This is a genomic window from Dermacoccus sp. NHGro5, assembly GCF_017565385.1.
Taxonomy (GTDB): domain Bacteria; phylum Actinomycetota; class Actinomycetes; order Actinomycetales; family Dermatophilaceae; genus Dermacoccus; species Dermacoccus nishinomiyaensis.
On record NZ_JAGEKQ010000024.1, the window covers coordinates 63,899 to 90,320 of the forward strand.

At 67.8% G+C, this 26,422-nt stretch carries 24 protein-coding genes, 2 tRNA genes and 1 pseudogene; 15 read left to right on the forward strand and 12 right to left on the reverse strand.

Annotated features, from left to right (window positions below):
- The first annotated feature begins 69 nt into the window (after window positions 1–69).
- From J4Z35_RS10765 to trxA, 3 genes are all read left to right on the forward strand, one after another.
- Window positions 70–981 (forward strand): hypothetical protein, encoded by a 912-nt coding sequence (locus J4Z35_RS10765; RefSeq protein WP_006944757.1) that lies wholly within the window; start codon window positions 70–72, stop codon window positions 979–981.
- Between the two features lie 184 nt (window positions 982–1,165).
- On the forward strand, window positions 1,166–2,170 hold the full coding sequence (gene trxB / locus J4Z35_RS10770; protein ID WP_006944760.1) for a thioredoxin-disulfide reductase: 1,005 nt from the start codon (window positions 1,166–1,168) through the stop codon (window positions 2,168–2,170).
- Between the two features lie 71 nt (window positions 2,171–2,241).
- Window positions 2,242–2,568, forward strand: a complete 327-nt coding sequence (trxA, locus tag J4Z35_RS10775; protein ID WP_006944697.1) for a thioredoxin — start codon at window positions 2,242–2,244, stop codon at window positions 2,566–2,568.
- A gap of 167 nt (window positions 2,569–2,735) precedes the next feature.
- Here trxA and J4Z35_RS10780 read toward each other — a convergent pair whose 3' ends face one another.
- The 10 genes and pseudogenes from J4Z35_RS10780 to J4Z35_RS10825 form a co-directional block, all read right to left on the reverse strand.
- Window positions 2,736–3,074 carry a hypothetical protein gene (locus tag J4Z35_RS10780; protein ID WP_006944618.1) on the reverse strand — a complete coding sequence of 113 codons (339 nt, stop codon included), beginning with the start codon at window positions 3,072–3,074 and terminating at the stop codon, window positions 2,736–2,738.
- Window positions 3,067–4,308: a ParB/RepB/Spo0J family partition protein gene (locus tag J4Z35_RS10785; RefSeq protein ID WP_006944763.1), complete on the reverse strand. Its 1,242-nt coding sequence runs from the start codon at window positions 4,306–4,308 to the stop codon at window positions 3,067–3,069. The genes J4Z35_RS10780 and J4Z35_RS10785 overlap by 8 nt, the downstream gene beginning before the upstream one ends.
- Window positions 4,309–4,411: 103 nt before the next feature.
- Window positions 4,412–5,248, reverse strand: a pseudogene (locus J4Z35_RS10790) (ParA family protein); the annotation flags it as partial.
- 1,199 nt (window positions 5,249–6,447) lie between these two features.
- A complete protein-coding gene (rsmG, locus tag J4Z35_RS10795; RefSeq protein ID WP_131940198.1) occupies window positions 6,448–7,215 on the reverse strand; it encodes a 16S rRNA (guanine(527)-N(7))-methyltransferase RsmG in 768 nt (255 codons plus the stop codon).
- Between the two features lie 37 nt (window positions 7,216–7,252).
- Window positions 7,253–7,750, reverse strand: coding sequence for a R3H domain-containing nucleic acid-binding protein (locus tag J4Z35_RS10800; RefSeq protein ID WP_006944720.1), 498 nt, complete (start codon window positions 7,748–7,750; stop codon window positions 7,253–7,255).
- A 13-nt stretch (window positions 7,751–7,763) separates the two neighbouring features.
- A complete protein-coding gene (gene yidC / locus J4Z35_RS10805) occupies window positions 7,764–8,927 on the reverse strand; it encodes a membrane protein insertase YidC (protein ID WP_006944685.1) in 1,164 nt (387 codons plus the stop codon).
- 58 nt (window positions 8,928–8,985) lie between these two features.
- Window positions 8,986–9,315 carry a membrane protein insertion efficiency factor YidD gene (gene yidD, locus J4Z35_RS10810; protein WP_081873519.1) on the reverse strand — a complete coding sequence of 110 codons (330 nt, stop codon included), beginning with the start codon at window positions 9,313–9,315 and terminating at the stop codon, window positions 8,986–8,988.
- Window positions 9,312–9,761 carry a ribonuclease P protein component gene (gene rnpA, locus J4Z35_RS10815; RefSeq protein WP_006944739.1) on the reverse strand — a complete coding sequence of 150 codons (450 nt, stop codon included), beginning with the start codon at window positions 9,759–9,761 and terminating at the stop codon, window positions 9,312–9,314. The genes yidD and rnpA overlap by 4 nt, the downstream gene beginning before the upstream one ends.
- 19 nt (window positions 9,762–9,780) lie before the next feature.
- Window positions 9,781–9,918 (reverse strand): 50S ribosomal protein L34, encoded by a 138-nt coding sequence (rpmH, locus tag J4Z35_RS10820; RefSeq protein WP_006944663.1) that lies wholly within the window; start codon window positions 9,916–9,918, stop codon window positions 9,781–9,783.
- Window positions 9,915–10,148, reverse strand: a complete 234-nt coding sequence (locus tag J4Z35_RS10825; protein ID WP_136788226.1) for a hypothetical protein — start codon at window positions 10,146–10,148, stop codon at window positions 9,915–9,917. Before J4Z35_RS10825 ends, rpmH begins: the two co-directional genes overlap by 4 nt.
- Before the next feature lie 327 nt (window positions 10,149–10,475).
- Here J4Z35_RS10825 and dnaA point away from each other — a divergent pair, with 327 nt between their 5' ends.
- The 12 genes from dnaA (at window position 10,476) to J4Z35_RS10885 (ending at window position 24,761) form a co-directional block, all read left to right on the forward strand.
- Window positions 10,476–11,981: a chromosomal replication initiator protein DnaA gene (dnaA, locus tag J4Z35_RS10830; RefSeq protein ID WP_006944755.1), complete on the forward strand. Its 1,506-nt coding sequence runs from the start codon at window positions 10,476–10,478 to the stop codon at window positions 11,979–11,981.
- A 62-nt stretch (window positions 11,982–12,043) separates the two neighbouring features.
- Window positions 12,044–13,282: a multidrug effflux MFS transporter gene (locus J4Z35_RS10835; protein ID WP_006944797.1), complete on the forward strand. Its 1,239-nt coding sequence runs from the start codon at window positions 12,044–12,046 to the stop codon at window positions 13,280–13,282.
- A 762-nt stretch (window positions 13,283–14,044) separates the two neighbouring features.
- Window positions 14,045–15,175: a DNA polymerase III subunit beta gene (gene dnaN / locus J4Z35_RS10840; protein ID WP_040014531.1), complete on the forward strand. Its 1,131-nt coding sequence runs from the start codon at window positions 14,045–14,047 to the stop codon at window positions 15,173–15,175.
- 121 nt (window positions 15,176–15,296) lie between these two features.
- The gene (gnd, locus tag J4Z35_RS10845; protein ID WP_131940200.1) at window positions 15,297–16,289 is read left to right on the forward strand and encodes a phosphogluconate dehydrogenase (NAD(+)-dependent, decarboxylating); all 993 of its coding nucleotides are present in this window, start codon (window positions 15,297–15,299) and stop codon (window positions 16,287–16,289) included.
- Between the two features lie 61 nt (window positions 16,290–16,350).
- A complete protein-coding gene (recF, locus tag J4Z35_RS10850; RefSeq protein WP_131940202.1) occupies window positions 16,351–17,673 on the forward strand; it encodes a DNA replication/repair protein RecF in 1,323 nt (440 codons plus the stop codon).
- Window positions 17,666–18,268 carry a DciA family protein gene (locus J4Z35_RS10855; protein ID WP_131940204.1) on the forward strand — a complete coding sequence of 201 codons (603 nt, stop codon included), beginning with the start codon at window positions 17,666–17,668 and terminating at the stop codon, window positions 18,266–18,268. Before recF ends, J4Z35_RS10855 begins: the two co-directional genes overlap by 8 nt.
- Before the next feature lie 490 nt (window positions 18,269–18,758).
- Window positions 18,759–20,789, forward strand: coding sequence for a DNA topoisomerase (ATP-hydrolyzing) subunit B (gyrB, locus tag J4Z35_RS10860; protein WP_200829314.1), 2,031 nt, complete (start codon window positions 18,759–18,761; stop codon window positions 20,787–20,789).
- A 242-nt stretch (window positions 20,790–21,031) separates the two neighbouring features.
- The gene (gene gyrA / locus J4Z35_RS10865) at window positions 21,032–23,677 is read left to right on the forward strand and encodes a DNA gyrase subunit A (RefSeq protein ID WP_235006262.1); all 2,646 of its coding nucleotides are present in this window, start codon (window positions 21,032–21,034) and stop codon (window positions 23,675–23,677) included.
- Between the two features lie 110 nt (window positions 23,678–23,787).
- Window positions 23,788–24,213, forward strand: coding sequence for a DUF3566 domain-containing protein (locus J4Z35_RS10870; RefSeq protein ID WP_231729406.1), 426 nt, complete (start codon window positions 23,788–23,790; stop codon window positions 24,211–24,213).
- A 211-nt stretch (window positions 24,214–24,424) separates the two neighbouring features.
- Window positions 24,425–24,501, forward strand: a tRNA-Ile gene (locus J4Z35_RS10875).
- Between the two features lie 31 nt (window positions 24,502–24,532).
- On the forward strand, window positions 24,533–24,679 hold the full coding sequence (locus tag J4Z35_RS10880) for a hypothetical protein (protein ID WP_006944753.1): 147 nt from the start codon (window positions 24,533–24,535) through the stop codon (window positions 24,677–24,679).
- Between the two features lie 9 nt (window positions 24,680–24,688).
- Window positions 24,689–24,761, forward strand: a tRNA-Ala gene (locus J4Z35_RS10885).
- Window positions 24,762–24,836: 75 nt separating this feature from the next.
- Here J4Z35_RS10885 and J4Z35_RS10890 read toward each other — a convergent pair.
- Together J4Z35_RS10890 and J4Z35_RS10895 are read right to left on the reverse strand one after the other, a co-directional pair.
- On the reverse strand, window positions 24,837–25,397 hold the full coding sequence (locus tag J4Z35_RS10890) for an NYN domain-containing protein (RefSeq protein WP_006944737.1): 561 nt from the start codon (window positions 25,395–25,397) through the stop codon (window positions 24,837–24,839).
- An 83-nt stretch (window positions 25,398–25,480) separates the two neighbouring features.
- A complete protein-coding gene (locus J4Z35_RS10895; RefSeq protein ID WP_074040021.1) occupies window positions 25,481–26,128 on the reverse strand; it encodes an SDR family oxidoreductase in 648 nt (215 codons plus the stop codon).
- Between the last annotated feature and the right edge of the window lie 294 nt (window positions 26,129–26,422).

The following is a 26,422-nucleotide window of genomic DNA, read 5'->3' on the forward strand; positions in this document are numbered from 1 at the left end:
AACCACCGTGCCCGCCTGCGCGTCAGACACAATGAAGCACCCGTCCACGCTCATGAGAGGAGGCCTGACATGACCCGCAACTTCCGCGACGAGTGGGAGGCGTCCGCGCACGCCGACGACAAACCGGTCGCGTCGGCCGAGGTGCAGCAACAGATCGCTGCCATGCTGCGGACGGAGGCCTCCCGTGACGCTCCCCGCATGCCCGACGACGTCGCCACGCGCGTGCGCGACGCGCTGACGAGCGCGTCCCGTGAGGCGGGGGTGCCCTCGGACGAGAGGCTGTCGGACGTGCGACGTCCGCCCGAAGATCTCCAGCGCGATGAGCGCCCCGCGGTGCCCCCGGCGGTGCCGCTGCCGCAGCGTCCTGGAACGCAGCAGCGCCCCGCGGTCCCGGCTTCCGAAGGACAGATGAATCCTCCGGCGGCGTCGCAGAGCCCGTCAGGGGCCACCGTCACCTCCCTGGACGGCCATCGTCGCCGACGCACCCTCGGGCGCGCGGCGCTGGCGCTCGGCGCCGCGGCGGCCGTCGCCATCGGCGCGGTGACCCTCGTGACGAACCGTGACGAGCCCCATCCGAGTGCCCAGCCCACGGCAGAGGCGTCGATGGAACCTGCCGAGGAGAACTACGCCTCACGCGTGCGTGTCACGCAGACGCAGACGAAGTACACGTCGACGGATCTCGCGACGCAGGCTGCGGCGCTGCGGACGTCGAAGTCGCCTGCGATCGAACCCGCGCAGGCCAACGCGCAATCCTTGGGCCCCCTGGCCACCGGCGAGGGCGTGCAGGCCTGCCTGCAGGCCGTCGCGAAGGGCGTCATCGAGAAGCCCGACGCCGTCTACGCCGACTTCGCCACCTACGACGGCACCCCCGCCGTCATCGTCGTCGCCGTGAAGGGCCGCACGTCGACGGCCTGGGTCGTCTCGCGCACCTGCAGCACGGCCACCGACCTCGAGGCGGGACCGACGTCCGTCACGACGTGAGGGCCGGGGTCGACGGTTTCGCATCGACTTGCTCGCCAGCCCGGTGGCTCGACGCCGCGGTACGCCTCGGCATGCGCTCGGAATGTCCCACGACTAGAGTGCGTTGTGCAGGGTGACAGCGGGCGCGCGACAGCGCCGAGACCTTCCCCGGGCAGCCCGTGACAAGACAACGAAGGAAGCTTTCGTGAGCGACCAGGCCGTGCGCAACCTCATCATCATCGGCTCCGGCCCCGCCGGGTACACCGCCGCCATCTACGCGGCGCGAGCCAATCTCGAACCGCTCGTGTTCGAGGGCTCCGTCACCGCTGGTGGTGCCCTGATGAACACCACCGAGGTGGAGAACTTCCCCGGTTTCTCGGACGGCATCATGGGCCCCGACCTCATGGAGAAAATGCGTGCGCAGGCCGAGCGCTTCGGCGCCGAGCTCGTGCGTGACGACGTCACATCCGTCGATCTCACCGGTGCCGTCAAGACGGTCGTCGACGGCGAGGGCGTCACCCACCGCGCGAAGGCCGTCATACTCGCGATGGGCTCGGCATACCGCGAACTGGGCCTTCCCGACGAGAAGCGCCTCTCCGGCCACGGCGTCTCGTGGTGCGCGACGTGCGACGGCGCGTTCTTCCGCAACCAGGAGATCATCGTCGTCGGCGGCGGCGACTCGGCTGTCGAGGAAGCCACCTTCCTCACGCGCTTCGCCGCGAAGGTGACGATGGTGCATCGGCGCGACGAGCTTCGCGCCTCCAAGATCATGGCCGAGCGCGCCGAGAACGACCCCAAGATCGAATTCGCCTGGAACAGCGAAGTCGTCGCCATCCACGGCGAGGACAAGCTGACCGGCGTGACGCTGCGCGACACCGTCACCGGTGACGAGCGCGAGCTCGCCGCGACCGGCCTGTTCATCGCGATCGGCCACCTGCCGCGCAACGAGCTCGTCACCGGGCAGATCGAGCTCGACGACGAGGGTTACGTCGTCGCGCAGGAGCGTTCGACGCACACGAACGTCGACGGCGTCTTCGCGTGCGGCGACCTCGTCGACCACACCTACCGTCAGGCCATCACGGCCGCCGGTTCGGGCTGCTCCGCAGCCCTCGACGCCGAGCGCTTCCTCGCCCACCTCGACGCGGCGGGCGAGCCCGCTCCCGACGCGTCCCTCACCGCGGAGCCTCAGGGCGCCGACGCGGCGCGCTGATCATCTTCGACCGACCAAGAACCATCGACCACGGGTGCCGCTTCGCCGGTGCCGGCACAGAGGAGAACATCATGGGAGCCACCAAGCCCACCACGGACGCCACGTTCGACGCCGACGTCCTGAAGAACAGCAAGCCCGTCCTCGTCGACTTCTGGGCCGAGTGGTGCGGCCCCTGCCGCGCCGTCGCGCCGATCCTCGAGGAGATCGCAGCGGCGAACGCCGACAAGATCGACGTCTACAAGCTCAACACGGACGAGAACCCGGCGATCTCCGCGAAGTACGGCATCACCGGCATCCCGACGATGAACGTCTACCAGAACGGTGAGGTCGTCAAGACGATCGTCGGCGCCATGCCGAAGCCGAAGCTGCTGCGCGAGCTCGAGCCGTTCCTCGGCTGAACCGAGCCGCATCACGACACTGTCGGGCACGCAGCGTCCGACGACGAAGCCCCGGCCCACCAGACATGGTGGGCCGGGGCTTTTCGTCTCTACCCCCGTGCTGCCCTCCCCTTGCGCCCAGATGCACCCGGGTGCACTTGGACGCAAGGGGGGCGGCCGTCAGCGGTTCAGCGGTTCTTGTCGAACTCTCGCTTGATGGCCGCCCCGCAGATGCCGAGGACGACGAGGCCCAGCATCGCCATGCCCCAGTCGCCGTGCATGACGTCGCCGATGACGAAGTAGGCGAAGATCAGCGCGAAGAGGCAGAAGATGACGAGCTGCGGCGTCGCCGTGCGGCCCCGACGGCGGTCGATAGCGTTGTCGCTCAGCGGATCCGTGCCGTCGATCAGCGGAGCGTCGGTGATGTCGGAACGCGTCAGATGCCCGTCCTGCGTCTGCGCCGTGGCCGAGCTGCCGTCAGAATGATTGACCTCAGGAGCCTCATTCGGGTCGAGACGCTCAGCCACGTTCGATCCCGAGAGCGTCCATGATGCGGTTGAGGTCGTCGACGGAGGCGAACTCGACGGTGAGCTTGCCCTTGTTCTTGCCCATCGTGATGCCGACGCGGGTGTCGAGCTTGTCGGCGAGATTGCTGGCCCAGTGATCGAGATCCGGGTTGGTTTCACGTGGAACAGCGCTCTTGCGCGGCTTCGTGTCGTCGCCGAGCGCGATGATCTCCTCCGTCGCGCGCACGGAGAGGCCCTCGGCCACGATGCGCTGGGCGAGCCGCTCCATCGCGGCGGGGTCACTCATGCCGAGCAGGGCACGGGCGTGGCCGGCACTCAGGACACCCGCGGCGACGCGACGCTGCACCACCGGCGGCAGCTTGAGCAGGCGGATCGTGTTGGAGATCTGCGGGCGGCTGCGGCCGATCTTCGTGGCAAGCTCGTCGTGCGTGCAGCCGAAGTCCTCGAGCAACTGTGCGTAGGCCGCCGCTTCTTCGAGGGGGTTGAGCTGGCTACGGTGCAGGTTCTCGAGCAGGGCGTCACGCAGCAGATCCTCGTCCGTCGTCGAACGGACGATGGCCGGCACTGTCGCGAGACCGGCCTCCTGCGAGGCCCGCCAACGCCGCTCACCCATGATGAGTTCGTAGGGCGTCTGCGCGTGATCCGGGTCGCCCTCCGGCACGGGCCGCACGACGATGGGCTGCAGAACCCCGATCTCGCCGATCGAGTGGACGAGTTCGGCCATGTGCTCCTCGTCGAACACCGAGCGCGGCTGCTTCGGGTTCGGGCGGATCAGCGACTGCGAGATCTCGGCGAACGACGCACCAGGCACGGGCGCGAGGTTCGACGTCACGTCCCTCTCGTCATCAATGCCGGCCGCGTCATCACGCTGTGCCGGCTGCGCTTCGAGCTTCGCCACCTCTGTTTCACGTGAAACGCTCGGCGCCTGCCCCGCGGGCTGCGTGACGGCGGCCGCGGCCGCGGCGAGGTCGTCGTGGCGGCGGTGCGTCGAGGCGCGCGATTCGGTCCGGGGTTCGGTACCCCGCGGCGCCTGGTGCGACGGGCGCGGCGTGAGGGCTTCGCTGAAGCGGCTCGCACGGGCCTCCGGGGCGCTGGGTTCGTCGCCGTCCTGCGTGCGCGAGGCCTTGGAGTCGGTGAAGAAGACGTCCGTCGGGCGCGTCACCCGCGTCGGTTCGGTGGTGTTGGGGATGAGCGCACCCAGGCCACGGCCGAGTCCACGTCGCTTGTCGTTCATCGAGGTCCACTTCCTACACGGTGGGTCAGGCGGGATGAGTATGAGAAGGCTGCGTACGACGTCGCAGCATGACGGCGATCGCCGTCGGGCGTCACGGCGTCGGTCATCGTCCGATTCGCCCCGAAGGCTCGGGCACGCTCGCACCGCGCAGGGCGATCTCCCGAGCAGCATCGCGGTAGCTCGTCGCACCGGTGCTCGTCGGGTCGTACGTCATGACGGTCTCGCCATGGCTCGGCGCCTCCGAGATGCGCACCGAGCGCGGCACGAGCGCGCCGAGCACCTGCTCGGGGAAGTGCGCGCGCACCTCGTCCGCGACCTGCGCGGAGAGGTTGGTGCGCCCGTCGTACATGGTGAGAAGGATGGTCGAGACGTGCAGCCCGGGGTTGAGGTGCATCTTGATCATCTCGATGTTCTTGAGCAGCTGGCTCAGCCCCTCGAGCGCGTAGTACTCGCACTGGATGGGGATGAACACCTCGTCAGCCGCGACGAACGCGTTGACGGTGAGCAACCCGAGGCTCGGCGGGCAGTCGATGAAGACGTAGTCGAAGCGCTCGTCCGGGGTCGAGTCAGCCAACTGCGCGTTGATCGAACGGTGCAGACGGGATTCGCGAGCGACCAGGGAGACGAGCTCGATCTCCGCGCCGGCGAGGTCGATCGTCGCCGGCGCACACCACAGGCCGGGGATGTCGGGGCACTGGGCCATGACCTCGTCGATCGGCGTTCCTTCGACGATGACGTCGTAGACGCTCGGCACGTCGGAGTGGTGCTCGATGCCGAGAGCAGTGGAAGCGTTGCCCTGCGGGTCGATGTCGATGACGAGAACCTTGAGCCCCGCCTGAGCGAGCGCCGCCGCGACGTTCACGGTCGTCGTCGTCTTCCCGACGCCGCCCTTCTGATTCGCGACCGTGAGCACCCGCGGGTGCGTCGGGCGCGGCAGTTGTTCGACGCCCGTGAAACTCACGCGCGCCGGCCTGGGCTCGGCTGACGGTGCCTCGGGTTCGGCGTGGAGCACATCGCGTCGTCCTTCGTCGTCCATGGGGTGCTGTGGGTCGTCGTGATCTGTCACGCCTTGCCAGTCGGTGTCCGTCGCGCGTTCGAAGCTGGGAACGCGGGGGCGGGCATGGCGGCGAGCGCGACGCGACGGCAGGGGTGAGCGCGCAGCCAGGGCGGGATCAGCCTCGACGCTCTGCGACTGCGGAGCGTCTGTGGCCTCGGACCCGGCATGATGACGCGGCACGTACCCCTCGCTCTGCGCAGAATTGCGGTGCGACACATCCTCTTGTGACGCAGTGCCCTCGGGCACCTCGGCCGTGCCCTGATCTGCCGATGCCTCGTCGACGACGGGACCGGTCAACGTCACCGCCGTGGCGGCATCCCCCACACCTTCGCCATCGGAGACGGCGACCTCGGCCTTCGCGTCAGCGGCACCAAAGTCAGCACGTTCGTCATCGCCCGGGGCGTCGGTTGGGGTAGCGGCCTCGACGCCATCGACCGGCTCGGTTCCATCCGCGTCGCGCGGCGCGGGAGCCGTCGCGGTCGATGTTTCACGGGGAACAATCGCCCCGCCGAGCAGGATGTCGTAACCGAGCGCAGCTCGCACGTCAGAGACGGCATCGCCGGCTGGGGCGGCATCCTCGCCATCCTGCATCTCGCGAGGTGAGGGTTCCGATTCCCTCATGGGTGCGGCGTCCTGGTCAGCGGCCGACGGCTCAGCGACCTCGTCAGCGACATCGGTCGTGCGCTGGCCGGTGACCTCCGAGACCTGCGGATCCATCATCGGCTGAGGTGTTTCACGTGAAACGTCAGCACCGACCGGGCCCTCAGCCTGCTCCGTGACGACCGGATTCACCACCGTGACGACCGCATCACCGCCGAGGCTCTCGGCCGCTGCGGTGGAGATACCCTGCCATCCGACGGGCTCTGGGCTCGGGCCCGTGTGCGCGACGCCAGGCCTGTGGGTGGGCCAGCCGACTGGGGCAGTGGATGTCACCGGTTCTCCTCGGATTCGCGTTGACGGCAAGACCCCATTGTGTCACCTGTGGCGCAGGGGGCGAACGCGGCTGTCCCCAGGCCTGACGTTGCCGTCACACCTGGGGACAGGGAATCACGTGGGGTGGCGCACCGGCACCGGAGAGAACCTCAGGCGCGCCGATCCGGACGGCGGGACGGCTTCTGCTTGGTCTTGTCGATCGTGCCGGCCTGCTTGCGCGTGAGTTGCGGCGCGATGCCGTCGACGGTGAGCCGGACGGTCACCGTCGGTGGCTCGACGGTGCCCTCGCCCCACGTCTCCACCTCAGCCGTGCGAACACGCAACCGGCGCAGTACGGCCTCGTCCTCGTCACGCTCTTCGGCGGCACTCGAGCCCTTGAGGACGAACATCTCGCCGCCCCGGCTCACGAGCGGCAACGACCAGCGCGCCAGTTCCCCGATGCGCGCGACGGCACGTGACGTCACGACGTCGAACGTGCGCTGCCCCCACAACTCGTCCGCACGGGCGCGCACCACCTCGACGTTCGGCAAGTCGAGTTCGTTGACGACGTCGGCCAGCCACGTCGTCCGTCGAAGCAGAGGTTCGACGAGCGTCATCGTGAGGTCGGGGCGGGCGATGGCGAGGACGAGGCCGGGCAGCCCGGCGCCGGCACCGATGTCGGCAACGTGCGCCCCCCGGGCGATTCCGGGGTGGACGACGGCGCAGTTGAGGACGTGCCGTTCCCACATGCGCGGCACCTCACGCGGGCCCATGAGCCCGTGGCTGACGCCGGTGTCGCACAGGGCGTCGACGTAGCGCGTCATGAGCGGCAGCCGGTCAGCCAGGAAGGCTGCTGCCGTGTCGGGTGCCGGAGGCGGCGAAGACGCCTGCGGGGCCGCAGGCGTCTTCGCGTCGTGCTCGTGAGCGGGCTGCGTCATGCTGCCGTCTCACGCTCGAGTTTCACGTGAAACACGATCATTCGGGCAGCACCACGACGTAGCGGTTCGGCTCGGCGCCCTCGGATTCCGACGTCAGCCCTGCGGCGAGCACCACATCGTGCACGACCTTCCGTTCGAACGCGGTCATCGGCTCCATCTCGACCTTGGCGCCAGTCTTCTTCGCTTCCGCGACGGCGTCAGCAGCCTTCGACTCGAGAGCGCTTCGTCGCTCGGCACGATGGCCGGCGATGTCGAGCATCGCGCGGCTGCGCTCGCCCGTCTCAGCCTGGACGGCGAGACGCATGAGTTCCTGCAGGGCGTCGAGCGTCTTACCGCCGGAGCCGACGAGGGAGCGCGGCACCTGGCCTTCCTCGGAGTCGACGATGGAGACGGCCGCGCGGCCTCCCTCGACCTCGACGTCGATGTCGCCATCGAGGTCGGCGATGTCGAGCAACTTCTCGAGGAAGTCCGCCGCGATCTCACCTTCGCGCTCGAGGTTGGTGACGCCAGAGCGTCCCGGTGCCTGTTCGGTCATGATGACGTCCCTCTCACTTCTTGCGCTTCGAGCGCGGCGTGTTCTTCTTCGGCTGGTTGCGCGGCCCGGTCTGCGGCGCCTTGGTGGCCCGGCCGTTCTCGCGCACCGGGTTCGTGGCCGCGGGTGTCTCGACGACGCTCGACTCGACGACGTCGTCACTCGCAGCCGCCTTCTTCTTCGACATGGAGACCTTCGATGCGCCGGCGGGGCGTGCACCCGTCTTGAGGCCCTGCTGTTCGCGGGCCTGTTCTTGCGCCTTCTCCATGGCCTGGGCGAAGCGGCCCTTCGGTTTGCCCTCGTTGGCCTTGCGCAGATCGTCCATCGTGACGGTCTTGTGCTCGCGCCCCTTGGCGCGGTTGCGCTCCTCGAGCTTCTTCTCGGCGGCCGATCCGGGCGTCGGCATGCGGTGGATGACGAACCACTGCTGGCCCATCGTCCACACGTTCGTGACGAACCAGTAGATGAGGACACCGATCGGGAAGTTCACACCGGAGATCGCGAAGAAGATCGGCATCAGGTAGATGATGATCTGCTGCTGCTTCGCCATCGGCCCCTCGAGTGCGGCCTTTGGCATGTTGCGTCGCATCAGCTGGTGCTGGGTGATGAACGACGTCGCCGACATGAGGACGATGAGCAGGATGGCGACCCACTTGGCCGATCCCCAGCCGTCCGTGCCCATGAAGGTGTCGGACAGCTTCGCACCGAACAGCTTCGAGCTCTCTGCCTGGCCGGCGAGCGACCTCGTGAGGAAGCCGATCTCATCGTGACGCCCGTCAGCGATCTTGCTCAGGTTGTTGAGCACCCGGAACAGCGCGAAGAAGAACGGCGCTTGGAGCAGGATCGGCAGGCACGAGCCGAGCGGGTTGGTACCGGTGGTCCGGTACAGCTCCATCATCTCTTCCTGCTGCTTGGCGCGGGACTCAGGATCCTTCTTGCCCTTGTACTTGGCCTGGATCTTCTGCATCTCTGGCTGCACGAGCTGCATGCGACGCGACGCGTGGATCTGCTTGACGAACAGTGGGATCAGCAGGATGCGCAGCACGATGACGAGGCCGGCGATGGACAGCGCCCACGTCCAGCCGGACGCCTCGGGCAGGCCGACGAGCGAGAAGAGCTTGTGCCAGCCGACCATGATGGCGGCGACGAACCACTCGAGTGGATAGAGCAGGGTGTCCATCAATCATCCTTCGCAATGATGTGGGCGTGAGTCGACGCCGCTCGCGAACGAGCAGGCGTCAGGAGGTCTTCTTCTGAGGAACGTGGTCGACCCCGCCGGGGTTCCACGGATGGCAACGGCCGAGCCGCTTGAGCGTGAGCCAGGTGCCCTTGATCGGGCCGAATCGCTGCAGGGCCGTGAGGCCGTACGTCGAGCACGACGGGTAGAACCGGCACGTAGCAGGCAACGCCGGCGAGATCCACCGACGGTAGAAGCGGACGACCACGAGCAGCGGCCACACGACGACGCGGCGCCAGCCGTGCTGTTCGTCCGGCACCGGTGTGGCTGACGCGGCGTGGTCGCCGGGCACATCATCGCCGGCCGGCGCTCGAGGCACCCCGGCACTCATCGTCGAACCCTGGACGCGTCCTGATGCGCCCGGTCCGATGGTTCGCGTGAATCCGTTTCACGTGAAACATCCTGTGGTCGCTGACGTCGCGTCGCCTTGGCGAGCATCCGATCGAACTCCCTCGCGACGTCGTGGCTCGAGGCACCGGCGATCGCCGGGTTCGCGCGCACGACGATGTCGAGCCCGGGGTCGATCTCACTCAGCGCGTCCCGGGCGACGTGCCGCAGCACGCGTTTGGCCCGCGAACGCACGACGGCGTTGCCCACGGCCTTTGAAACGACGAAACCGACGCGCGGCCCCACCCGATCCTCGGGTGAAAGGCCGAACGCGTCGGCGTCGATCACATGAACGGCGAGCAGCGAGCCACCCGCGCGCCCCGCACGTCGATCCCGCAGGACGGCGCGGTACTGCCCTGCGTCACGAATGCGATGCTGAGCAGGGAGCACGGCCGGTCGTGGGCCGAACTCAGGCGGAAAGCTGCTTGCGACCCTTGGCGCGTCGGTTCGCCAGGATGGCGCGGCCGGCGCGGGTGCGCATGCGCAGACGGAAGCCGTGCGTCTTGGCGCGGCGACGGTTGTTGGGCTGGAAGGTGCGCTTGCTCACGTCGAACTCCATTGGGGAAGGGCGAACGCTCGCGCGCCGCCGTCGTGCTGATGGTCAGGGTTGTCGCGCCACCCGCACGTGACGGGCTCCAGGCTCTTCGAACCTTCGGCATCCCACTCCTGCAGCACCAGCAATGGCGGCCCACAGGGCCTGCCCATCGGCGAAAATACCTTGGAACGGCACGCATCGAGGCGGTGGATCACCGTCATCGGGGCGCAGACAATCGTCATCCAGCTTACGCATGCGGGGCCAACAGGGTCAAAACGTCCGAACCTCCACTCCATACCCAACAGCGCGCGCACGCGAATAACACATCTGTGATTCACACGCCGCCGCACAAATCCAGTCGACACGCCGTTAGCCTGACGAGAAAACGACATTCCCCTCGTCTGGCGCGCACCGCCCGATGAGCCCCAGGACACACCGTGCACAGGCTGTGGATAACTCTGTGGATATGGGGCCTACTATGGGAGACGCCCAGCACGCCTCGTCGCCATCACGGCCTCGAGCACCGACGACCGACCGGCTGCGACCCCCGCAGCGCCAGGAGGAGCCACGTGACCACCGACGAACCCGTCGACTACGAGCGCACCTGGCACGCCGCGTTGGAGGACATGGACAAGCACGGCATCGGCTCGCGTGATCGCGCCTACCTCAACCTGACGCGCTTCGTCGGGCTGCTCGGTGACAACGTGCTGCTGTCCGTGCCCTTCGACCAGACGAAGCGGATGCTCGAGGGGCCGCTGCGCGAACCCGTGGCGAAGGCACTGTCGGATCAGCTAGGCCAACAGGTGCGCGTCGCCATCAGCGTCGATGAGAGTCTCCAGGCAGCGGTGCGAGACCTCGACGACGACGGTGACGCGTCCGACGAGAACACCTCTGCAGCAACCGAATCCGATGATGGAACGCTCGGGTTCACCATGCCCGGCCAGGGCGCACCACGGCCGACGAAGGCCGACCCGGGCGTCGTCCTGCCGCCTCGCTCGACGGGCTATCAGCGCGATGCCGCTGCCGCTCCGAGCGACACCGAGGCCCCGCGCCTCAACCCCAAGTACACGTTCGACACGTTCGTCATCGGTGAGAGCAACCGGTTCGCGCACGCCGCCGCCATCGCCATCGCCGAGGAGCCGGGCCAGGCCTACAACCCCCTGTTCATCCACGGCGACTCGGGGCTCGGCAAGACCCACCTGCTGCACGCGATCGGTCACTACGTGCACGACTACCACCCGAAGCTGCGGGTGCGATACGTCAGCTCCGAGGAGTTCACGAACGACTTCGTCAACTCGATCCGTGACGACCGCGCCGCGACGTTCCAGCGCCGCTACCGCGACGACGTCGACGTCCTGCTCATCGACGACATCCAGTTCCTGCAGGGCAAGGAGCAGACGCAGGAGGAGTTCTTCCACACCTTCAACGCCCTGCACTCCACCGGCAAGCAGATCGTGCTGACCTCGGATCAGCCGCCGGAGAAGCTGACGACGTTCGCCGACCGCATGCGCAGCCGCTTCAAGTCGGGGCTGACGACGGACGTCCACCCGCCCGAGCTGGAGACGCGCATCGCGATCCTGCGCAAGAAGGCCAACGCCGAGCGCATGGACATCGGCGATGACGTGCTCGAGCTCATCGCCTCGAAGATCTCGACGAACATCCGTGAGCTCGAGGGCGCGCTCATCCGTGTCGCCGCTTATGCGTCACTGCAGAAGGAACCGGTCGACCGGGCGAAGGCCGCGTTCGTCCTCAAGGACGTCGTGCCGAGCGAGACGGGGCAGATCACCGTCGGCCACATCATCGCCGAGACGGCCGTCTACTTCGGGGTGACGGTCGACGACATCAAGGGCCCGTCGCGCTCACGCAACCTGACGATGGCGCGTCAGATCGCCATGTACCTGTCGCGTGAGCTGACGGAGCACTCATTCCCACAGCTCGGACAGCACTTCGGTGGGCGCGACCACACGACCGTCATGCACGCGGAGAAGAAGATCCGCCAGCTCATCGGCGAGCGTCGCCCCGTGTACGACCAGATCACGGAGCTGACGACGCAGATCCGCCGTCGCAGTCACTGACTCCACGGTACGTCGCCATGATCAGCGTCACTGCGAGCGCCTGACGCTGAGACAATGCGCGGATGACGACGCGCCGCGCCCCGCATGCTGCTCCCCTTGACGCCGCCACATCAGGGACGCGTCGTGCCGGCGCCGTCCTCACGCTCGTGCTGGCCGGGCTGTCGATGTTCGGCCCCTTCAACGTCGACGCGCCCCTGCCCGCGTTCGCCCGAATGGGCGCCGAGTTTCACGTGGAACCGGCCGCGATGCAGCAGGTGGTCAGCGTCTACCTGTTGTCGTTCGCCGTCATGAGCCTGTTCCACGGGCCGGTGTCGGACGCCGTGGGTCGCAAACCCGTCATGACGGTGGGGATCGGTGTCTATGTCCTCGCCTCCGTCGGCTGCGCCCTGGCGCCGTCTCTGCCACTGCTGCTCGTCTTCCGCGCGTTCCAGGGTTTCGCGGCCGGGGCGGGTCAGATCATCGCGCGTGCGGTGATCCGCGACCTCTTCTCCGGCCCCGAGGCACAACGCCTGATGAGCCAGGTGTCGATGATCTTCGGACTCGCGCCGGCCTTCGCGCCGATCCTGGGCGGTGCCTTGCTGACGGTGGGCGACTGGCGCTCGATCTTCTGGTTCCTCACCGCGTTCGGTGTGGTCATGACCATCTGCGTGAGCAGGTTCCTGCCCGAGACACTTCCCGTGGAACAACGCTCGTCCCTCGCACTCGGGCCCATCGTGAGCGCTCTCCTGGCGGCACTGCGCAGCGGTCGGTTCCTACGCATCGCGCTGGCCGCGTCGCTCGCGTTCGCAGGACAGTTCTTGTTCATCTCGAACGCGCCTCTCTTCCTCGGCGGGCTGCTCGGGCTCGGCGAGAACGAGTACTGGATGTTCTTCGTGCCGATGGTGGTGTGCATGATCGCGGGCTCCTGGCTGAGCGCGCGGGCCGCCGGGCACCTCAGCGCCGCCCGTCAGGCGTCGTACGGCCTGCTGTTCGCCCTCGCCTCAGCCACGGTCGGCGTCGTCATCGCACTGCAGCCGTGGGGCAGCGACGTCCCGTGGGCGCTCGTCGCGCCTTCCCTGACGGCCTTCGGGGTTGCGGTCGCTCTGCCGGTGCTCCAGCTCGCGCAGCTCGACGAGTTTCCCCAGGCGCGTGGCACGGCGGCTTCCGCCGGCACCTTCGTCAACCTCGTCTTCGCCGCTGCTCTCGCCGGGGTGATCGGACCGTTGGTGGCCACGGACCTCGTGACGATGGCGCTCGCCGCCTTCTGCTGCGTCGCATCGGGCGCGTTGCTCTGGGCCGCCCACGTGGCGGCGCGTCGATGAGTGCGTGAGTGAACGGCGGGCCAACGCCCGACAGCTGCCAAACTGCCGCTCGGCGGCTCACAGGTGGCCACCCACATGGTTGTCCACAGAATCTGGGGACAACCATGTGGGTAAGGTGTGGGTCGCTGACGGCCCGCGAACATCCGAAGGTCCCCGAACCCCGGAATGGCGCTCATCCACACCTGTGGACAACACTGTGGAAATGTGGACGACACCGATGTGATTCCCTCCTGGTTCACGGCAACCACCCAGCCGTCAGCGAGTGATCCATCCCTCATCCACGGGGTTATCCACAGTTTCTGGGGATGAAGCAGTGGAAAACCCGTCCGATCAGGGGGAAACCCACCCCGCAACGACAGCCGGTTGTGGATGAAGATTTTCTCTCCACAACCGGCTGTCACCATCCACAGCAACGATCCCCACGTCACCCACACCCGAGATCCCAGTGCTGACGAGGACGAACAGGGGTTTTCCCCACCATCCACACCCCCTATGACGACGACCAACATCTTCACCATGGCGAGAAAGCGCCCCACGTATCCACACCGCACCCCACTGTCGACGAGCCGGCGACGTCCCCCGTCAGCACCCCTCGTCGTCTCTTGGGCGAGGCCGACGACCTGAGCTAGGCTCACGAGCGCACAGCTGTGCCTGTGGCATCGACGCGGAGTTCGCTCGCAGCAGGAGCCACCCCGCACGTGACGAGACATCGCACGAGGGTCACAGCTCGCCTGCGACGACGAACGATGAGGGACGGTGGACGTGAAGCTCCGGGTTGAACGCGATGTGTTGGCCGAAGCGGTGGCCTGGGCAGTGCGCGGTCTGTCGCAGCGCCCGCCCGTCCCCGTGCTCGCGGGTGTCCTGCTCGAGGCGAGCCCCGAGGGTCTGACGCTGTCCGCGTTCGACTACGAGGTCTCCGCGAAGGTGACGGTCGACGCCGACGTCGAGGAGGCGGGCACCGTCCTCGTCCTCGGCCGCCTGCTCGCCGACATCACGAAGAGCCTTCCGCACAAGCCGATCGAACTGATCAGCGAGGGCTCGAAGGTGCAGGTCACGTGCGGCAGCGCGAAGTTCAGCCTCCAGAGCATGCCGACGGGCGAGTACCCGACGCTGCCCGCAAACCCCGATCCGACGGGCGTCATCGCCGGGGACGTCTTCACGCAGGCCGTCGCGCAGGTCAGCGTCGCGGCCGACCGCGGTGACACCCTGCCGATCCTCACCGGCGTGCGCGTCGAGGTCTCCGGCAACAAGCTGACGCTGCTCGCGACGGACCGCTACCGCCTCGCGATGCGCGAGGTCATGTGGAACGCCGGAGACGAGGGCGCCGAGTACGCGGCGCTCGTGCCCGCGCGCACCCTAGACTCGCTTGCCAAGTCCCTCGGTGCCGCCGGCAACGTCTCGCTCTCCCTGAGCGGCGCGTCGACGGGCTCTGGTCTCGCCGGTTTCGAGGCCGGCCAGCGTCGCATGACGACGCGTCTGCTCGACGGCGACTACCCCAAGGTGACGAGCCTGTTCCCGACGAGCGTCGACACGACGGCGATCGTCGAGACGGCCCAGCTCGCCGAGGCGTGCAAGCGCGTCTCCCTCGTCGCTGAGCGCAACATGCCCGTCCGTCTGCGGTTCGCCGAGGATTCGGTGCGCATCGAGGCCGGCACGGGCGAGGACGCGCAGGCGTCGGAGACGTTCGAGGCGAAGATCGACGGCCCCGAGCTCGAGATCGCGTTCAGCCCCCAGTTCCTGCTCGACGGGCTCGGCGTCGTCGGCACGAAGTACGTCCGCCTCGGCTTCACCCAGCCGACGCGCCCGGCTGTCCTGTCCGGTCAGGACGAGATCGACGGTGACGCCGACGACAGCTATCGCTACCTCATCATGCCGGTGCGTTTCGCGAACTGACGGCCGTTCGGACAGCGTTCGCGCCCCTGCCCGGACGGGCGTAGCGTGAACCCTGAGTTTTCGTGATGCGCGCGTTCCAGACGTGCGTGTCGGACATGCAACGTCACGAAGGAGAAGACCCATGCAGCTTGGTTTGATCGGTCTCGGCAAGATGGGCGGCAACATGCGCGATCGCATGAAGGCTGCGGGCATCGAGGTCATCGGCTACGACACGAATCGCGAGATCAGCGACGTCGCGGACCTCGCCGAACTCGTCGAGAAGGTCGACGCACCGCGCAACATCTGGGTCATGGTGCCGGCCGGCAAGATCACCGACTCCGTCATGTCCGAGCTGCAGGGCCTGCTCGCCGAGGGCGACCTCGTCATCGACGGTGGCAACAGCAAGTGGTCCGACGACCAGGGCCACGCCGAGCAGTTCGCCAAGACGGGCGTGCACTTCATGGACTGCGGTGTCTCCGGCGGCATCTGGGGCAAGGAGAACGGCTACGGCCTCATGTGCGGCGGTGACGACGCCGACGTCAAGCGCATGATGCCGGTCTTCGACGCACTGCGCCCGGAGGGCCCCCGCGAGGAGGGTTTCGTCCACGCCGGTGAGGTCGGCGCCGGTCACTACGCCAAGATGGTCCACAACGGCATCGAGTACGGCCTCATGCACGCCTACGCCGAGGGCTGGGAGCTGCTCGAGGCGAAGGACATCGTCACCGACGTCCACGGCTGCTTCAAGGCCTGGACGCGCGGCACCGTCGTGCGTTCCTGGCTGCTCGACCTCATGGTGAAGGCGCTCGAGGAGACGCCGCACCTCGAGGGCGTCTCCGAGTACACGACCGACTCCGGTGAGGGTCGCTGGACGCTCGAGGAGGCCATCGCGAACGCCGTCCCGATGCCGGTGCTCGCCGCCGCGCTGTTCGGCCGTTTCGCCTCGCGCCAGGAGAACAGCCCGCAGATGCAGGCGGTCGCCGCACTGCGCGGTCAGTTCGGCGGGCACGAGGTCATGCAGTTCGGTCGCGAGCCGTGGCGCGCCGCGAAGGAAGGCCAGGCCGAGGTCTCCGGCGCCGCCGAGCCGAAGAAGGACGCGGGCGCCGCGCGCCCAGGCGCTGCCCCCAACGAGCACTGATCGGCGTTCGCTGATCTGACGATTCGACCCCAGGGCATCCGAGCCACCGACCGAAAGCGCTGTGAGACTCCGCCATCTGTCGCTGCGTGACTTCCGCTCCTACACGGAGGCGGAAGTCGAGCTCGCTGACGGAGTGACCACATTCGTGGGCCTCAACGGCCAGGGCAAGACCAACCTGGTCGAAGCCGCCGGTTACCTCGCGACCCTGGGGTCGCATCGTGTCTCGACGGACGCTCCCCTCGTCCGCTTCGGAGCCGAGCGGGCCTTCGTGCGCGCGGCCGTCGTCCGTGATTCACATGAAACAGTGCTCGAGCTCGAGATCGTTCCGGGTAGGGCCAACCGGGCACGCATCGGACGCGCGGCCGCGGGGCGTCCCCGTGACATCCTCGGGTCGCTGCGAACCGTGCTCTTCGCGCCGGAGGATCTCGCGCTCGTCAAGGGCGACCCCGGGGAACGTCGCCGATTTCTCGACGACCTCCTCGTCGCGCGTCAACCGCGCTGGGCCGGTGCTCGTTCGGACTACGACAAGATTCTCAAGCAGCGCAACGCCCTGTTGCGCTCCGCCCAATCGGCGCTCAAGAAGGGCGCGCGAGGCGCTCGCCTCTCGGCGGATGAAGAGGTTTCACGTGAAACAGCTCTCGACACGCTGGTCGAGTGGAACACGCACCTCGCGTCAGTCGGTTCTGCCCTCGTCTACGCCCGTCTACGGTTGCTGAAAGATCTGGCCCCCTACGTGGCCCAGGCGTACGACGAGGTGAGTGCCGGGCGTTCTGATGCGCGCCTCGCGTATGTGTCGTCACTGCCGGAGTCGACCGCGGCGCGCATCGCCTCGGGCGAGGTTCCGGAGCGCGACGAGCTCGAGAAGGCCTTTCATGAGGCGTTCGAGCTCCAGCGGACCCGCGAGATCGAACGTGGTGTCACCCTCGTGGGGCCGCACCGGGACGACGTCACCCTGACGCTCGGAGACCTGCCCGCCAAGGGCTACGCGAGTCACGGTGAGTCGTGGTCGTTTGCGCTCGCCCTGCGCCTCGCGGCCTTCCACCTGCTGCGTCATGACCTCGGCACCGACCCCGTCCTCGTCCTCGACGACGTCTTCGCCGAACTCGACGCGGGGCGCCGCGAACGGCTGGCCGACATGGTGAGCGACGCCGAGCAGGTGCTCATCACCGCCGCCGTTGAGGAGGACGTTCCCGCGCGGCTTTCCGGCCAGGTCTTCCACGTGACGAAGGGCCACGTCGCGCCTCGAGGCGATGGATCCCTCGAGGAGGCGCCTGGCGGCGTGCAGCCGGCGGCTCACCCGGGTCTGCCCGAGGCCGAGGACGCCCCGGATGGGCCCGCCCGTGATGCGGACGACCGTGATGACGGTGACGCGGCTGATGAGTGAGACCAGCGGCATCGATGCGTGGGCACCGGACGATCAGGCCCCGGGCACTGGCACTGGCACCGATAGTGCCGAGGCGCCGGTCGAGTCGAACGCTGAGGACGAGCGCGCCGTCGCCGCGCGGTTGGCGCTCGCTCGGGCTCAGCGCAATGCCGCCGAGCGGGGTTTTCGTCCGGGCTCGCGTCCTGCGCCCCGGCGTTCCCGCTCGACGCAGAGCTTCACGCCGTCGTCGAATCGCGATGGACGCGACCCCCAACTCATCGACTCGACGATGAAACGCCTCCTGCTCGAGCGGGGGTGGAACGTCGACGTGGCAGCCGGCGCCGTCATGTCGCGGTGGGCCGATCTCGTCGGTGCGGGCGTGGCCGAGCACGCTCGGCCTCTCACGTTCGAGGACGGCGTGCTCATCGTGCGCGCGGAATCGACGGCCTGGGCCACGCAGCTGCAGCTGCTCACCACATCCCTGCTGGCCTCCATCGCTGACGGTGTGGGTGAGGGCGTCGTCAACGAACTGCGGGTTGTCGGCCCGAGCGCCCCGAGCTGGGTGCGCGGCCCGCGTCGTGTCGCAGGACGCGGACCACGCGACACCTACGGCTGACGGCCGCGCCTGTTTCACGTGGAACCTTCCCGGTTTCGTGTGCAGAGCGCCTCCAGCGAAACCCCGCAGCATGTCCGCGTCACCCCGTCGACGCTGAGAGAGGAGCCCGAGGGAGGCCGGCCGAGCCAGAGGCCGATGAGTGCCCTCGAGGCCCCGGTCGACGATCCCCGGCACGTCGAGGCCTCGTTCCCGCGTGCACGAGGCCCTCTAGAGCGTTTCGTGGCTATGTTCTGAGCCGTGCTACCAGTAAGATGGACATGATTCGCACGTTGTATCGCGTCACGAGCCCGCACGCACGTCGTTGCGGGAGTCACGCCTCGGGTTTCCCGCTCCGAGAGCCGGCGCACTGCAACGGTGCCACGCACGGTGAAGGAGCACAGTGGCCGACAAGCCCAGCGACGACTCGATCGACCCTACGACGCAGGATCCCTCGCTCGCAGACGCGGCCGACGGCGCGTCAGAGCAGGTCGAGCAGCACGTCCGGTCCCAGATCGACACGGAGTACGACGCCGACGCCATCCAGGTCCTCGAGGGCCTCGAGGCCGTCCGCAAGCGGCCCGGCATGTACATCGGCTCCACGGGTGAGCGCGGCCTGCATCACCTCGTGTGGGAGATCGTCGACAACTCGGTCGACGAGGCCCTCGCCGGTCACGCGACGCGCGTCGACGTGACGATCCTGCCCGACAACGGCATCCGCGTCTCCGACAACGGCCGCGGCATCCCGACGGGCCGCAACGAGGCGTACGACATGTCGACCGTCGAGCTCGTCCTCACCCAGCTGCACGCCGGAGGCAAGTTCGGTGGCGGCGGCTACAAGGTCTCCGGTGGTCTGCACGGCGTCGGCAGCTCGGTCGTCAACGCCCTGTCGACGCGCCTCGAGGCCGAGGTGCGGCAGAAGGGCCGCGTCTACCGAATGGAGTTCGCGGGCGGTGTGCCGCTCGGCGAGCTGCGTGAGGAAGAGGAGAGCGACGAGACTGGCACGACGATCACGTTCTGGGCGAGCCCGGAGATCTTCGAGACGACCGTCTACGACTTCGAGACGATCCGTGCGCGCTTCCAGCAGATGGCCTTCCTCAACAAGGGCCTGACGATCTCCCTCACCGACGAGCGTCCCGATGCCGTCGACGAGGGTGCTGCAGAGGAAGCTGCGGCCGACGCTGCAGCCGAGGGTGCCGACGCCGCACAGGCTGACGAGGCCGCCGCGCGGGCGAAGAAGGGCAGGAGCGTCACGTACTGCTACGCGGACGGTCTGCTCGACTACGTCAAGCACCTCAACTCCTCCAAGCGCGCCGAGGTCGTCAACGAGGACATCATCGCCTTCGAGCACGAGGACGCCGAGCGCTACCTCTCGGTCGAGGTCGCGATGCAGTGGACGACGGCGTACAGCGAGTCCGTCCACACGTACGCCAACACGATCAACACGCACGAGGGCGGCACGCACGAAGAGGGTTTCCGCGCGGCGATGACGAAGCTCGTCAACGACTTCGCGCGCCGCGAGAAGCTGCTCAAGGAGAAGGACGACAACCTCACCGGTGACGACATCCGCGAGGGGCTGACGGCCGTCATCAGCGTCAAGCTTGCCGAACCACAGTTCGAGGGCCAGACGAAGACGAAGCTCGGCAACTCCGAGGTCAAAGGCTTCGTCCAGACCGCGGTGCGCGACGAGTTCGACCACTGGCTGCAGATGCACCCGCGAGAGGGCAAGGCGATCGTCAGCAAGGCCATCGCCGCCGCGTCGGCGCGGATGGCGGCCCGCAAGGCGCGCGAGACCGCGCGACGCAAGGGCCTGCTCGAATCGGGTGGGCTGCCGGGCAAGCTGCGCGACTGCCAGAGCAAGGATCCGTCGATCTCCGAGGTGTTCATCGTCGAGGGTGACTCGGCCGGCGGCTCGGCGGTGCAGGGGCGCAACCCGTTCAACCAGGCGATCCTGCCGATCCGCGGCAAGATCCTCAACGTCGAGAAGGCACGCCTCGACAAGGTGCTCGCGAACAATGAGGTGCAGGGCCTGATCTCGGGCTTCGGCACGGGCATCGGCGAGGACTTCACGATCGAGAAGGCGCGCTACCACAAGATCGTCCTCATGGCCGACGCCGACGTCGACGGCATGCACATCCGCACGCTGCTGCTCACTCTGTTGTTCCGCTTCATGCGCCCGCTCATCGAGGCCGGATACGTCTACCTCGCCCAGCCGCCGCTGTACCGCATCAAGTGGAGCAACCACGAGCACGAGTTCGCCTTCACCGACCGCGAGCGCGACGCGATGATCGACGCAGGCCAGTCGAAGGGCTGGCGCCTGCCGAAGGAGAACGGCGTCCAGCGCTACAAGGGTCTCGGCGAGATGAATTACCAGGAATTGTGGGAGACCACGATGGACCCGGAGTCGCGCACGTTGCTCCAGGTCACGCTCGAGGACGCCGCGGCCGCCGACGAGATCTTCGCCGTGCTCATGGGTGAGGACGTCGAATCGCGACGCAGCTTCATCCAGCGCAACGCGAAGGACGTCAGGTTCCTCGACATCTGATCTGCGTTTCACGTGAAACGTGAGCGACGAGCCGCTCCGTTTCACGTGAAACATCGCGACAACTCGACAACCCTTCATCGAAGGAATGACACATGTCTGACGACACGAACCTGCCGGGCGACGACGCGTCCGACCTGCCGGACGATCTCCCCGAGGTCCCCCAGGGCGAAGCCGACGCTCCCGCCAGCGACGCCGCAGCAGCCGCGGCCGGCATCGACCCCACGCGCCCCGAGCCGCCGACGATGAAGGTGCCGAACACGCCGGAGGCGCAGGCCGCCGTCGCCGCTCCGGTTGCGCACCGCGTCGACCCGATCGACCTCAACGCCGAGATGCAGCGCAGCTACATCGAGTACGCGATGAGCGTCATCGTCTCGCGTGCCCTGCCGGACGTGCGTGACGGCCTCAAGCCCGTGCACCGTCGCATCGTCTACGCCATGTACGACGGTGGCTACCGTCCCGACCGCGGCTACAACAAGTGCAGCCGTGTGGTCGGTGACGTCATGGGTCAGTACCACCCGCACGGTGACTCGGCGATCTACGACGCCCTCGTGCGTCTCGTGCAGCCGTGGTCGATGCGCTACCCGCTCGTCGACGGCCAGGGCAACTTCGGTTCGCCCGGCAACGACGGCGCAGCCGCCCCGCGATACACCGAGTGCCGCATGGCGCCCCTCGCGATGGAGCTCGTGCGCGACATCCACGAGAACACCGTCGACTTCGAGCCCAACTACGACGGCAAGACGCTGCAGCCCAGCGTCCTGCCGAGCCGTTTCCCGAACCTGCTCGTCAACGGCAGCGCCGGCATCGCTGTCGGCATGGCGACGCAGATCCCGCCGCACAACCTGCGCGAGGTCGCCGACGCCGCGCAGTGGCTGCTCGCGAACCCCGAGGCCTCGCGTGAGGCACTGCTCGAAGAGTGCCTGCGTCGCATCCCCGGCCCGGACTTCCCGACCGGCGCGCTCATCATGGGCAAGCGCGGCGTCGAGGACGCCTACCGCACCGGCCGCGGCAGCATCACGATGCGCGCCGTCGTCAACGTCGAGGAGATCCAGGGCCGTCAGTGCCTCGTCGTCACGGAGCTGCCGTACCAGGTCAACCCAGACGCGCTCGCCGAGAAGATCGCGATGCTCGTCAAGGACGGCAAGATGGCCGGCATCGCCGACATCCGTGACGAGACGTCCGGCCGCACCGGCCAGCGCCTCGTCATCGTGCTCAAGCGTGACGCGATCGCCAAGGTCGTGCTCAACAACCTCTACAAGCACACGCAGCTGCAGCAGAACTTCGGCGCGAACATGCTCGCCCTCGTCGACGGTGTGCCGCGCACGCTGCCGATCAGTGCGTTCATCCGCTACTGGGTCGAGCACCAGATCGACGTCATCGTGCGCCGCACGCAGTTCCGTCTCGACGAGGCCGAGAAGCGCATCCACATCCTGCGCGGTCTGTTGAAGGCCCTCGACATGCTCGACGAGGTCATCGCCCTCATCCGTCGCAGCCCGACGGTCGACGATGCCCGCACGGGCCTCATCGAGCTGCTCGACATCGACGAGATCCAGGCCAACGCCATCCTCGAGATGCAGCTGCGTCGCCTCGCGGCGCTCGAGCGTCAGCGCATCATCGAGCAGCACGACGAGCTGCAGGCGAAGATCGACGACTACAAGGACATCCTGGCCAAGCCGGAGCGTCAGCGTCAGATCGTCAGCGACGAGCTCGCCGAGATCGTCGAGAAGTACGGCGACGACCGTCGCAGCCAGATCGTGCCGTTCGACGGTGACATGAACATGGAAGACCTCATCCCCGAAGAGGACGTGGTCGTCACCATCACGCGCGGCGGCTACGTCAAGCGCACGAAGGTGAGCGAGTACCGCAGCCAGCGTCGCGGTGGCAAGGGTGTGCGCGGCGCGACGCTGCGCGGTGACGACGTCGTCGGGCACTTCTTCACGACCTCGACGCACGACTGGCTGTTGTTCTTCACGAACGCCGGCCGCGTCTACCGGACGAAGGGCTACGAGCTGCCGGAGGGCTCGCGCGACAGCAAGGGCCAGCACGTCGCGAACCTGCTCGCGTTCCAGCCGGGCGAGCAGATCGCTCAGGTCATGGCGCTGCGCACCTATGCCGACTCGGAGTACCTTCTGCTCGCGACCCGCAACGGCCTCGTCAAGAAGACGCGCCTGTCGGAGTATGACTCGCCGCGTTCGGGCGGCCTCATCGCCGTCAACCTGCGTGACGGCGACGAGCTCGTCGGTGCCGGCCTCGCGACGCACGACGACGACGTCCTGCTCGTCAGCCGCAAGGGCCAGGCCGTGCGTTTCGCTGCGACGGACGACTCACTGCGTCCGATGGGCCGATCGACGTCGGGTGTCACCGGCATGAAGTTCCGAGAAGGCGACGAACTGCTGTCGATGAACGTCGTGCCGAAGGGCGCGAACGAGGTCGAGCGCGGGGCCGACGAGAAGCTGTGCGTCTTCGTCGTCTTCGAGAACGGGCTCGCCAAGCGCACGCCCGTGGAGGAGTACCCGACGAAGGGGCGCGCGACGCTCGGCGTCAAGGTCGCGACGATCTCAGAGCGAGGCGGTGACCTCGTCGGCGCGCTCGTCGTCGAGAACCGTGACGAAGTGATGGTCGTCATGGAGAAGGGCAAGATCGTCCGCTCGGCCGTCGCCGAGGTGCGTGAGACGGGCCGCAACACGCAGGGCGTGCAGTTCGCGACGCCCGGCAAGGGCGACTCGATCGTCGCCGTCGCGCGCAACGCCGAGAAGGATTCTGAGGAAATCGACGATGACGCGGTAGTTTCGGAGACGAACGAGGCCGCGGAGTCAACTCAGGACGCAACGCACGCTACGGACGACGAGTCGGCCTCCACGGAGAACAACGAGTCGGGAGACAGTGAGTGAGTGACTCGCGAGACGCGCGCGCGAAGCTGCCGAAATCTGCCGGGGGCGCCCCCCGAGCGGTCAAGGGCAGTGGTGCAGCGGCGCCAGCCACACGACCCCAGCAGCAGCGCGTGAGCACGCAGGCCGGCCGCGCGCCGGCCTCGTCGGGCCGCGGCGGCGCCCCACGTCGCTCCACGCCGCGCCGAGTGCGCCTGACGCTGTCGCGCGTCGACACGTGGTCGGTGCTCAAGATCGCCTTCCTGTTGTCGGTGGCCGTCGCCATCGCGTCCGTCGTTCTCGTGGCGACGTTGTGGACGGTGCTCGCGGGCATGGGCACCTTCAGCGCGATCAACGACCTGCTGCGGACGCTGGATCGTCAAGGCTCGAAGTTCGACATCCTCGACTACCTCGGGTTCGGCCGCTCGATCTCGTTCAGCATCGTCATCGGCGTGCTCAACATCATCCTCATGACGGCGATCGCGACCCTGAGCGCGTTCCTCTACAACATCTGCGCCTCCCTCGTCGGCGGCGTGCAGCTGACGTTGAGCGACGAGTGATCGCAGCCTGAGCAATCGCGCGACGGGCCTGCCCTCCACGACGGTGGGGCGGGCCCGTCGTCGTCTGCCCAGGCTGGTGGGTGCGGGTCGCAGCTGGCCCGTGGCGACGCGGTGGGATAAGGCGCCGCCCGCGATTTGCGGGCCACGCCTGCGGTGGGTAATCTTACGTCTCGTGCTGATCACGCAGGTGAACGGCACGCACGCGGTGCAGGGGCCTATAGCTCAGTCGGTTAGAGCGCTGTCCTGATAAGACAGAGGTCACTGGTTCAAGTCCAGTTAGGCCCACCACCACTGCCCCTTGATTTCGCCAAGGAGTCGCATGTTCAAGGCACTTCTCGCATCTGCTGCGGCCGCTGCCGCCCTGTATGCGAACAGCGAATACCAGAAGCAGAAGCTGGGCAAGGAGCTGTGGGCGAAGGCCACGCAGGAGCCCGCCACGCAGGCGGCCACCGAACAACCTGGCTGAAAAACCCTCGGGGGTATGGCGCAATTGGTAGCGCACCTGCTTTGCAAGCAGGGGGTTAGGGGTTCGAGTCCCCTTACCTCCACCGAGAACGAAGAGCCCCCCACGGATTCGTGAGGGGCTCTTCGCCGTCCGGTGCCCGCGACGGCGCGGGCAGCGCTCAGAGGAAGGCCAGTGGGTCGAACTCGTCGATCGGGATGACGCGCAGGCGCGGCAGCGTCGCGTTGAACGCCTTGACGTCGTGCTCGAGGTCGAAGAACTCGAGGCCCTGTGCCTCCAGGGGCGAGAAGCCGGCGTTGCGGAACTCCTTGAAGCCGATCAGCCCGACCTTGCGGGAGCCGCCGAGCAGCGGTTCGAGCTGCGGGAGGAAGTCGCCGTCGTGGCTGACGAGCATGACGTCGGCCTGCAGCGTCACGAGGGCGTCCAGCGTCTTCTGGATGGCCATGTCGACCACCTTCTCGCCCTCCGCGCCGGAGAGAGGTATTGGCTGGTAGCCGAGCGCCGTCAGGGCCTGGATGAACGCCATCGGCAGCTCGGGGCCGTTGGCCGCGAGGAAGAACAGCCCCTTGGCGTCCTGGTGCCACTGGCGCTGGGCGAACTTGAGTAGCCTGTCCCAGCGCGGGCGCTCGTCAGGGTGGGGGCGGCGGCCGAGGATCGAGGTGCCGAGCGTGGCATCGATGTTCTCGCCGTCGATGAGGAGGTAGGTGGTGCGCTGAGCCATGGCTCCAACCTAGTCCATGCTGGGCTGACGACGATGGGCCGGTGTTTCACGTGAAACACCGGCCCATCGTCGTCGGGGAAGAGTCAGAGGGACGCGACCGCCTCGTCGACGGGCGTCGTGCCGTTGACGACGACGAACGTCTCTCGGATGGCATGCCCGCTCGTCAGCACCTGCGCGAGCGTGTGGGCGACGTCGCCGCGCGTGATGGGCTGACGCTGCTGGTCGGGGTTGATCGTCACCTGGCCCGTGGGCGCGTCATCGGTGAGCATTCCGGGGCGGACGATGGTCCAGTCGAGGTCGCGGGTACGCAGGTCGGCATCCGCGCCGCCCTTGGCGTAGAGGTAGACCTGGAAGACGCCGGCGTCGACGTTCTCCGGCGCGTCGGAGCCGATCGACGACACCATGACGTAGCGTCGCACGCCCGCCTGCTCCGCAGCGTCGGCGAGCAGCACCGCTCCCATGAGGTCGACGCTCCACTTGCGCGCCCGACCCGATTCCGGGCCGCCACCCGCGGCGAAGACGACGGCGTCGCAGCCGTTGATGACCTCGGCGACGTCGTCGACCGAGGCGTCCTCGAGTGAGATGACGGCGGGCTCCATTCCCGCGGCGCGCAGGTCGTCCGCCTGCTCCGGTGTACGGATGAGGCCGACGACGTCGTGGCCCTCGCCGCTCAACCGCTGCCCGAGCAACCGGGCGATCTGGCCATGTCCTCCTGCAATAGCAATACGCATGCCTCGACACTACTCCTGTGGGCATCAAGCGTCGATCCGTCTCGATGGTTTCATCTACGCGTATCTAATAGATCGAGTACAGCGAGGTAGCAAGCGCTGACATGGTGCTCGTGACGTCGTCACGAGTAGCGACGCGTACGGCCCCGACCAGCACGAGAGGCCCGGACTGGAGCCTTGTCGGTTTGGGGAACGATCGACACGCGCGACAGCCATGCAGACGACGAGGCGGCCATCCCGTACGGGATGGCCGCCTCGTCGTGCCCGATCGCGAGGCCCTCAACGGGGCCTGGCGTC

Excerpts from the sequence above, each read along its gene's own strand:
- yidD (WP_081873519.1), bottom strand. The coding sequence starts at position 9,315 with ATGAGTGCCGGGGTGCCTCGAGCGCCGGCCGGCGATGATGTGCCCGGC.
- yidC (WP_006944685.1), bottom strand. The coding sequence starts at position 8,927 with ATGGACACCCTGCTCTATCCACTCGAGTGGTTCGTCGCCGCCATCATG.
- J4Z35_RS10835 (WP_006944797.1), top strand. The coding sequence starts at position 12,044 with ATGACGACGCGCCGCGCCCCGCATGCTGCTCCCCTTGACGCCGCCACA.
- J4Z35_RS10890 (WP_006944737.1), bottom strand. The coding sequence starts at position 25,397 with ATGGCTCAGCGCACCACCTACCTCCTCATCGACGGCGAGAACATCGAT.
- rsmG (WP_131940198.1), bottom strand. The coding sequence starts at position 7,215 with ATGACGCAGCCCGCTCACGAGCACGACGCGAAGACGCCTGCGGCCCCG.
- gyrA (WP_235006262.1), top strand. The coding sequence starts at position 21,032 with ATGAAGGTGCCGAACACGCCGGAGGCGCAGGCCGCCGTCGCCGCTCCG.
- trxA (WP_006944697.1), top strand. The coding sequence starts at position 2,242 with ATGGGAGCCACCAAGCCCACCACGGACGCCACGTTCGACGCCGACGTC.
- J4Z35_RS10765 (WP_006944757.1), top strand. The coding sequence starts at position 70 with ATGACCCGCAACTTCCGCGACGAGTGGGAGGCGTCCGCGCACGCCGAC.
- gnd (WP_131940200.1), top strand. The coding sequence starts at position 15,297 with ATGCAGCTTGGTTTGATCGGTCTCGGCAAGATGGGCGGCAACATGCGC.
- J4Z35_RS10800 (WP_006944720.1), bottom strand. The coding sequence starts at position 7,750 with ATGACCGAACAGGCACCGGGACGCTCTGGCGTCACCAACCTCGAGCGC.
- J4Z35_RS10825 (WP_136788226.1), bottom strand. The coding sequence starts at position 10,148 with ATGACGATTGTCTGCGCCCCGATGACGGTGATCCACCGCCTCGATGCG.
- J4Z35_RS10880 (WP_006944753.1), top strand. The coding sequence starts at position 24,533 with ATGTTCAAGGCACTTCTCGCATCTGCTGCGGCCGCTGCCGCCCTGTAT.
- J4Z35_RS10855 (WP_131940204.1), top strand. The coding sequence starts at position 17,666 with ATGAGTGAGACCAGCGGCATCGATGCGTGGGCACCGGACGATCAGGCC.
- J4Z35_RS10895 (WP_074040021.1), bottom strand. The coding sequence starts at position 26,128 with ATGCGTATTGCTATTGCAGGAGGACATGGCCAGATCGCCCGGTTGCTC.
- J4Z35_RS10785 (WP_006944763.1), bottom strand. The coding sequence starts at position 4,308 with ATGAACGACAAGCGACGTGGACTCGGCCGTGGCCTGGGTGCGCTCATC.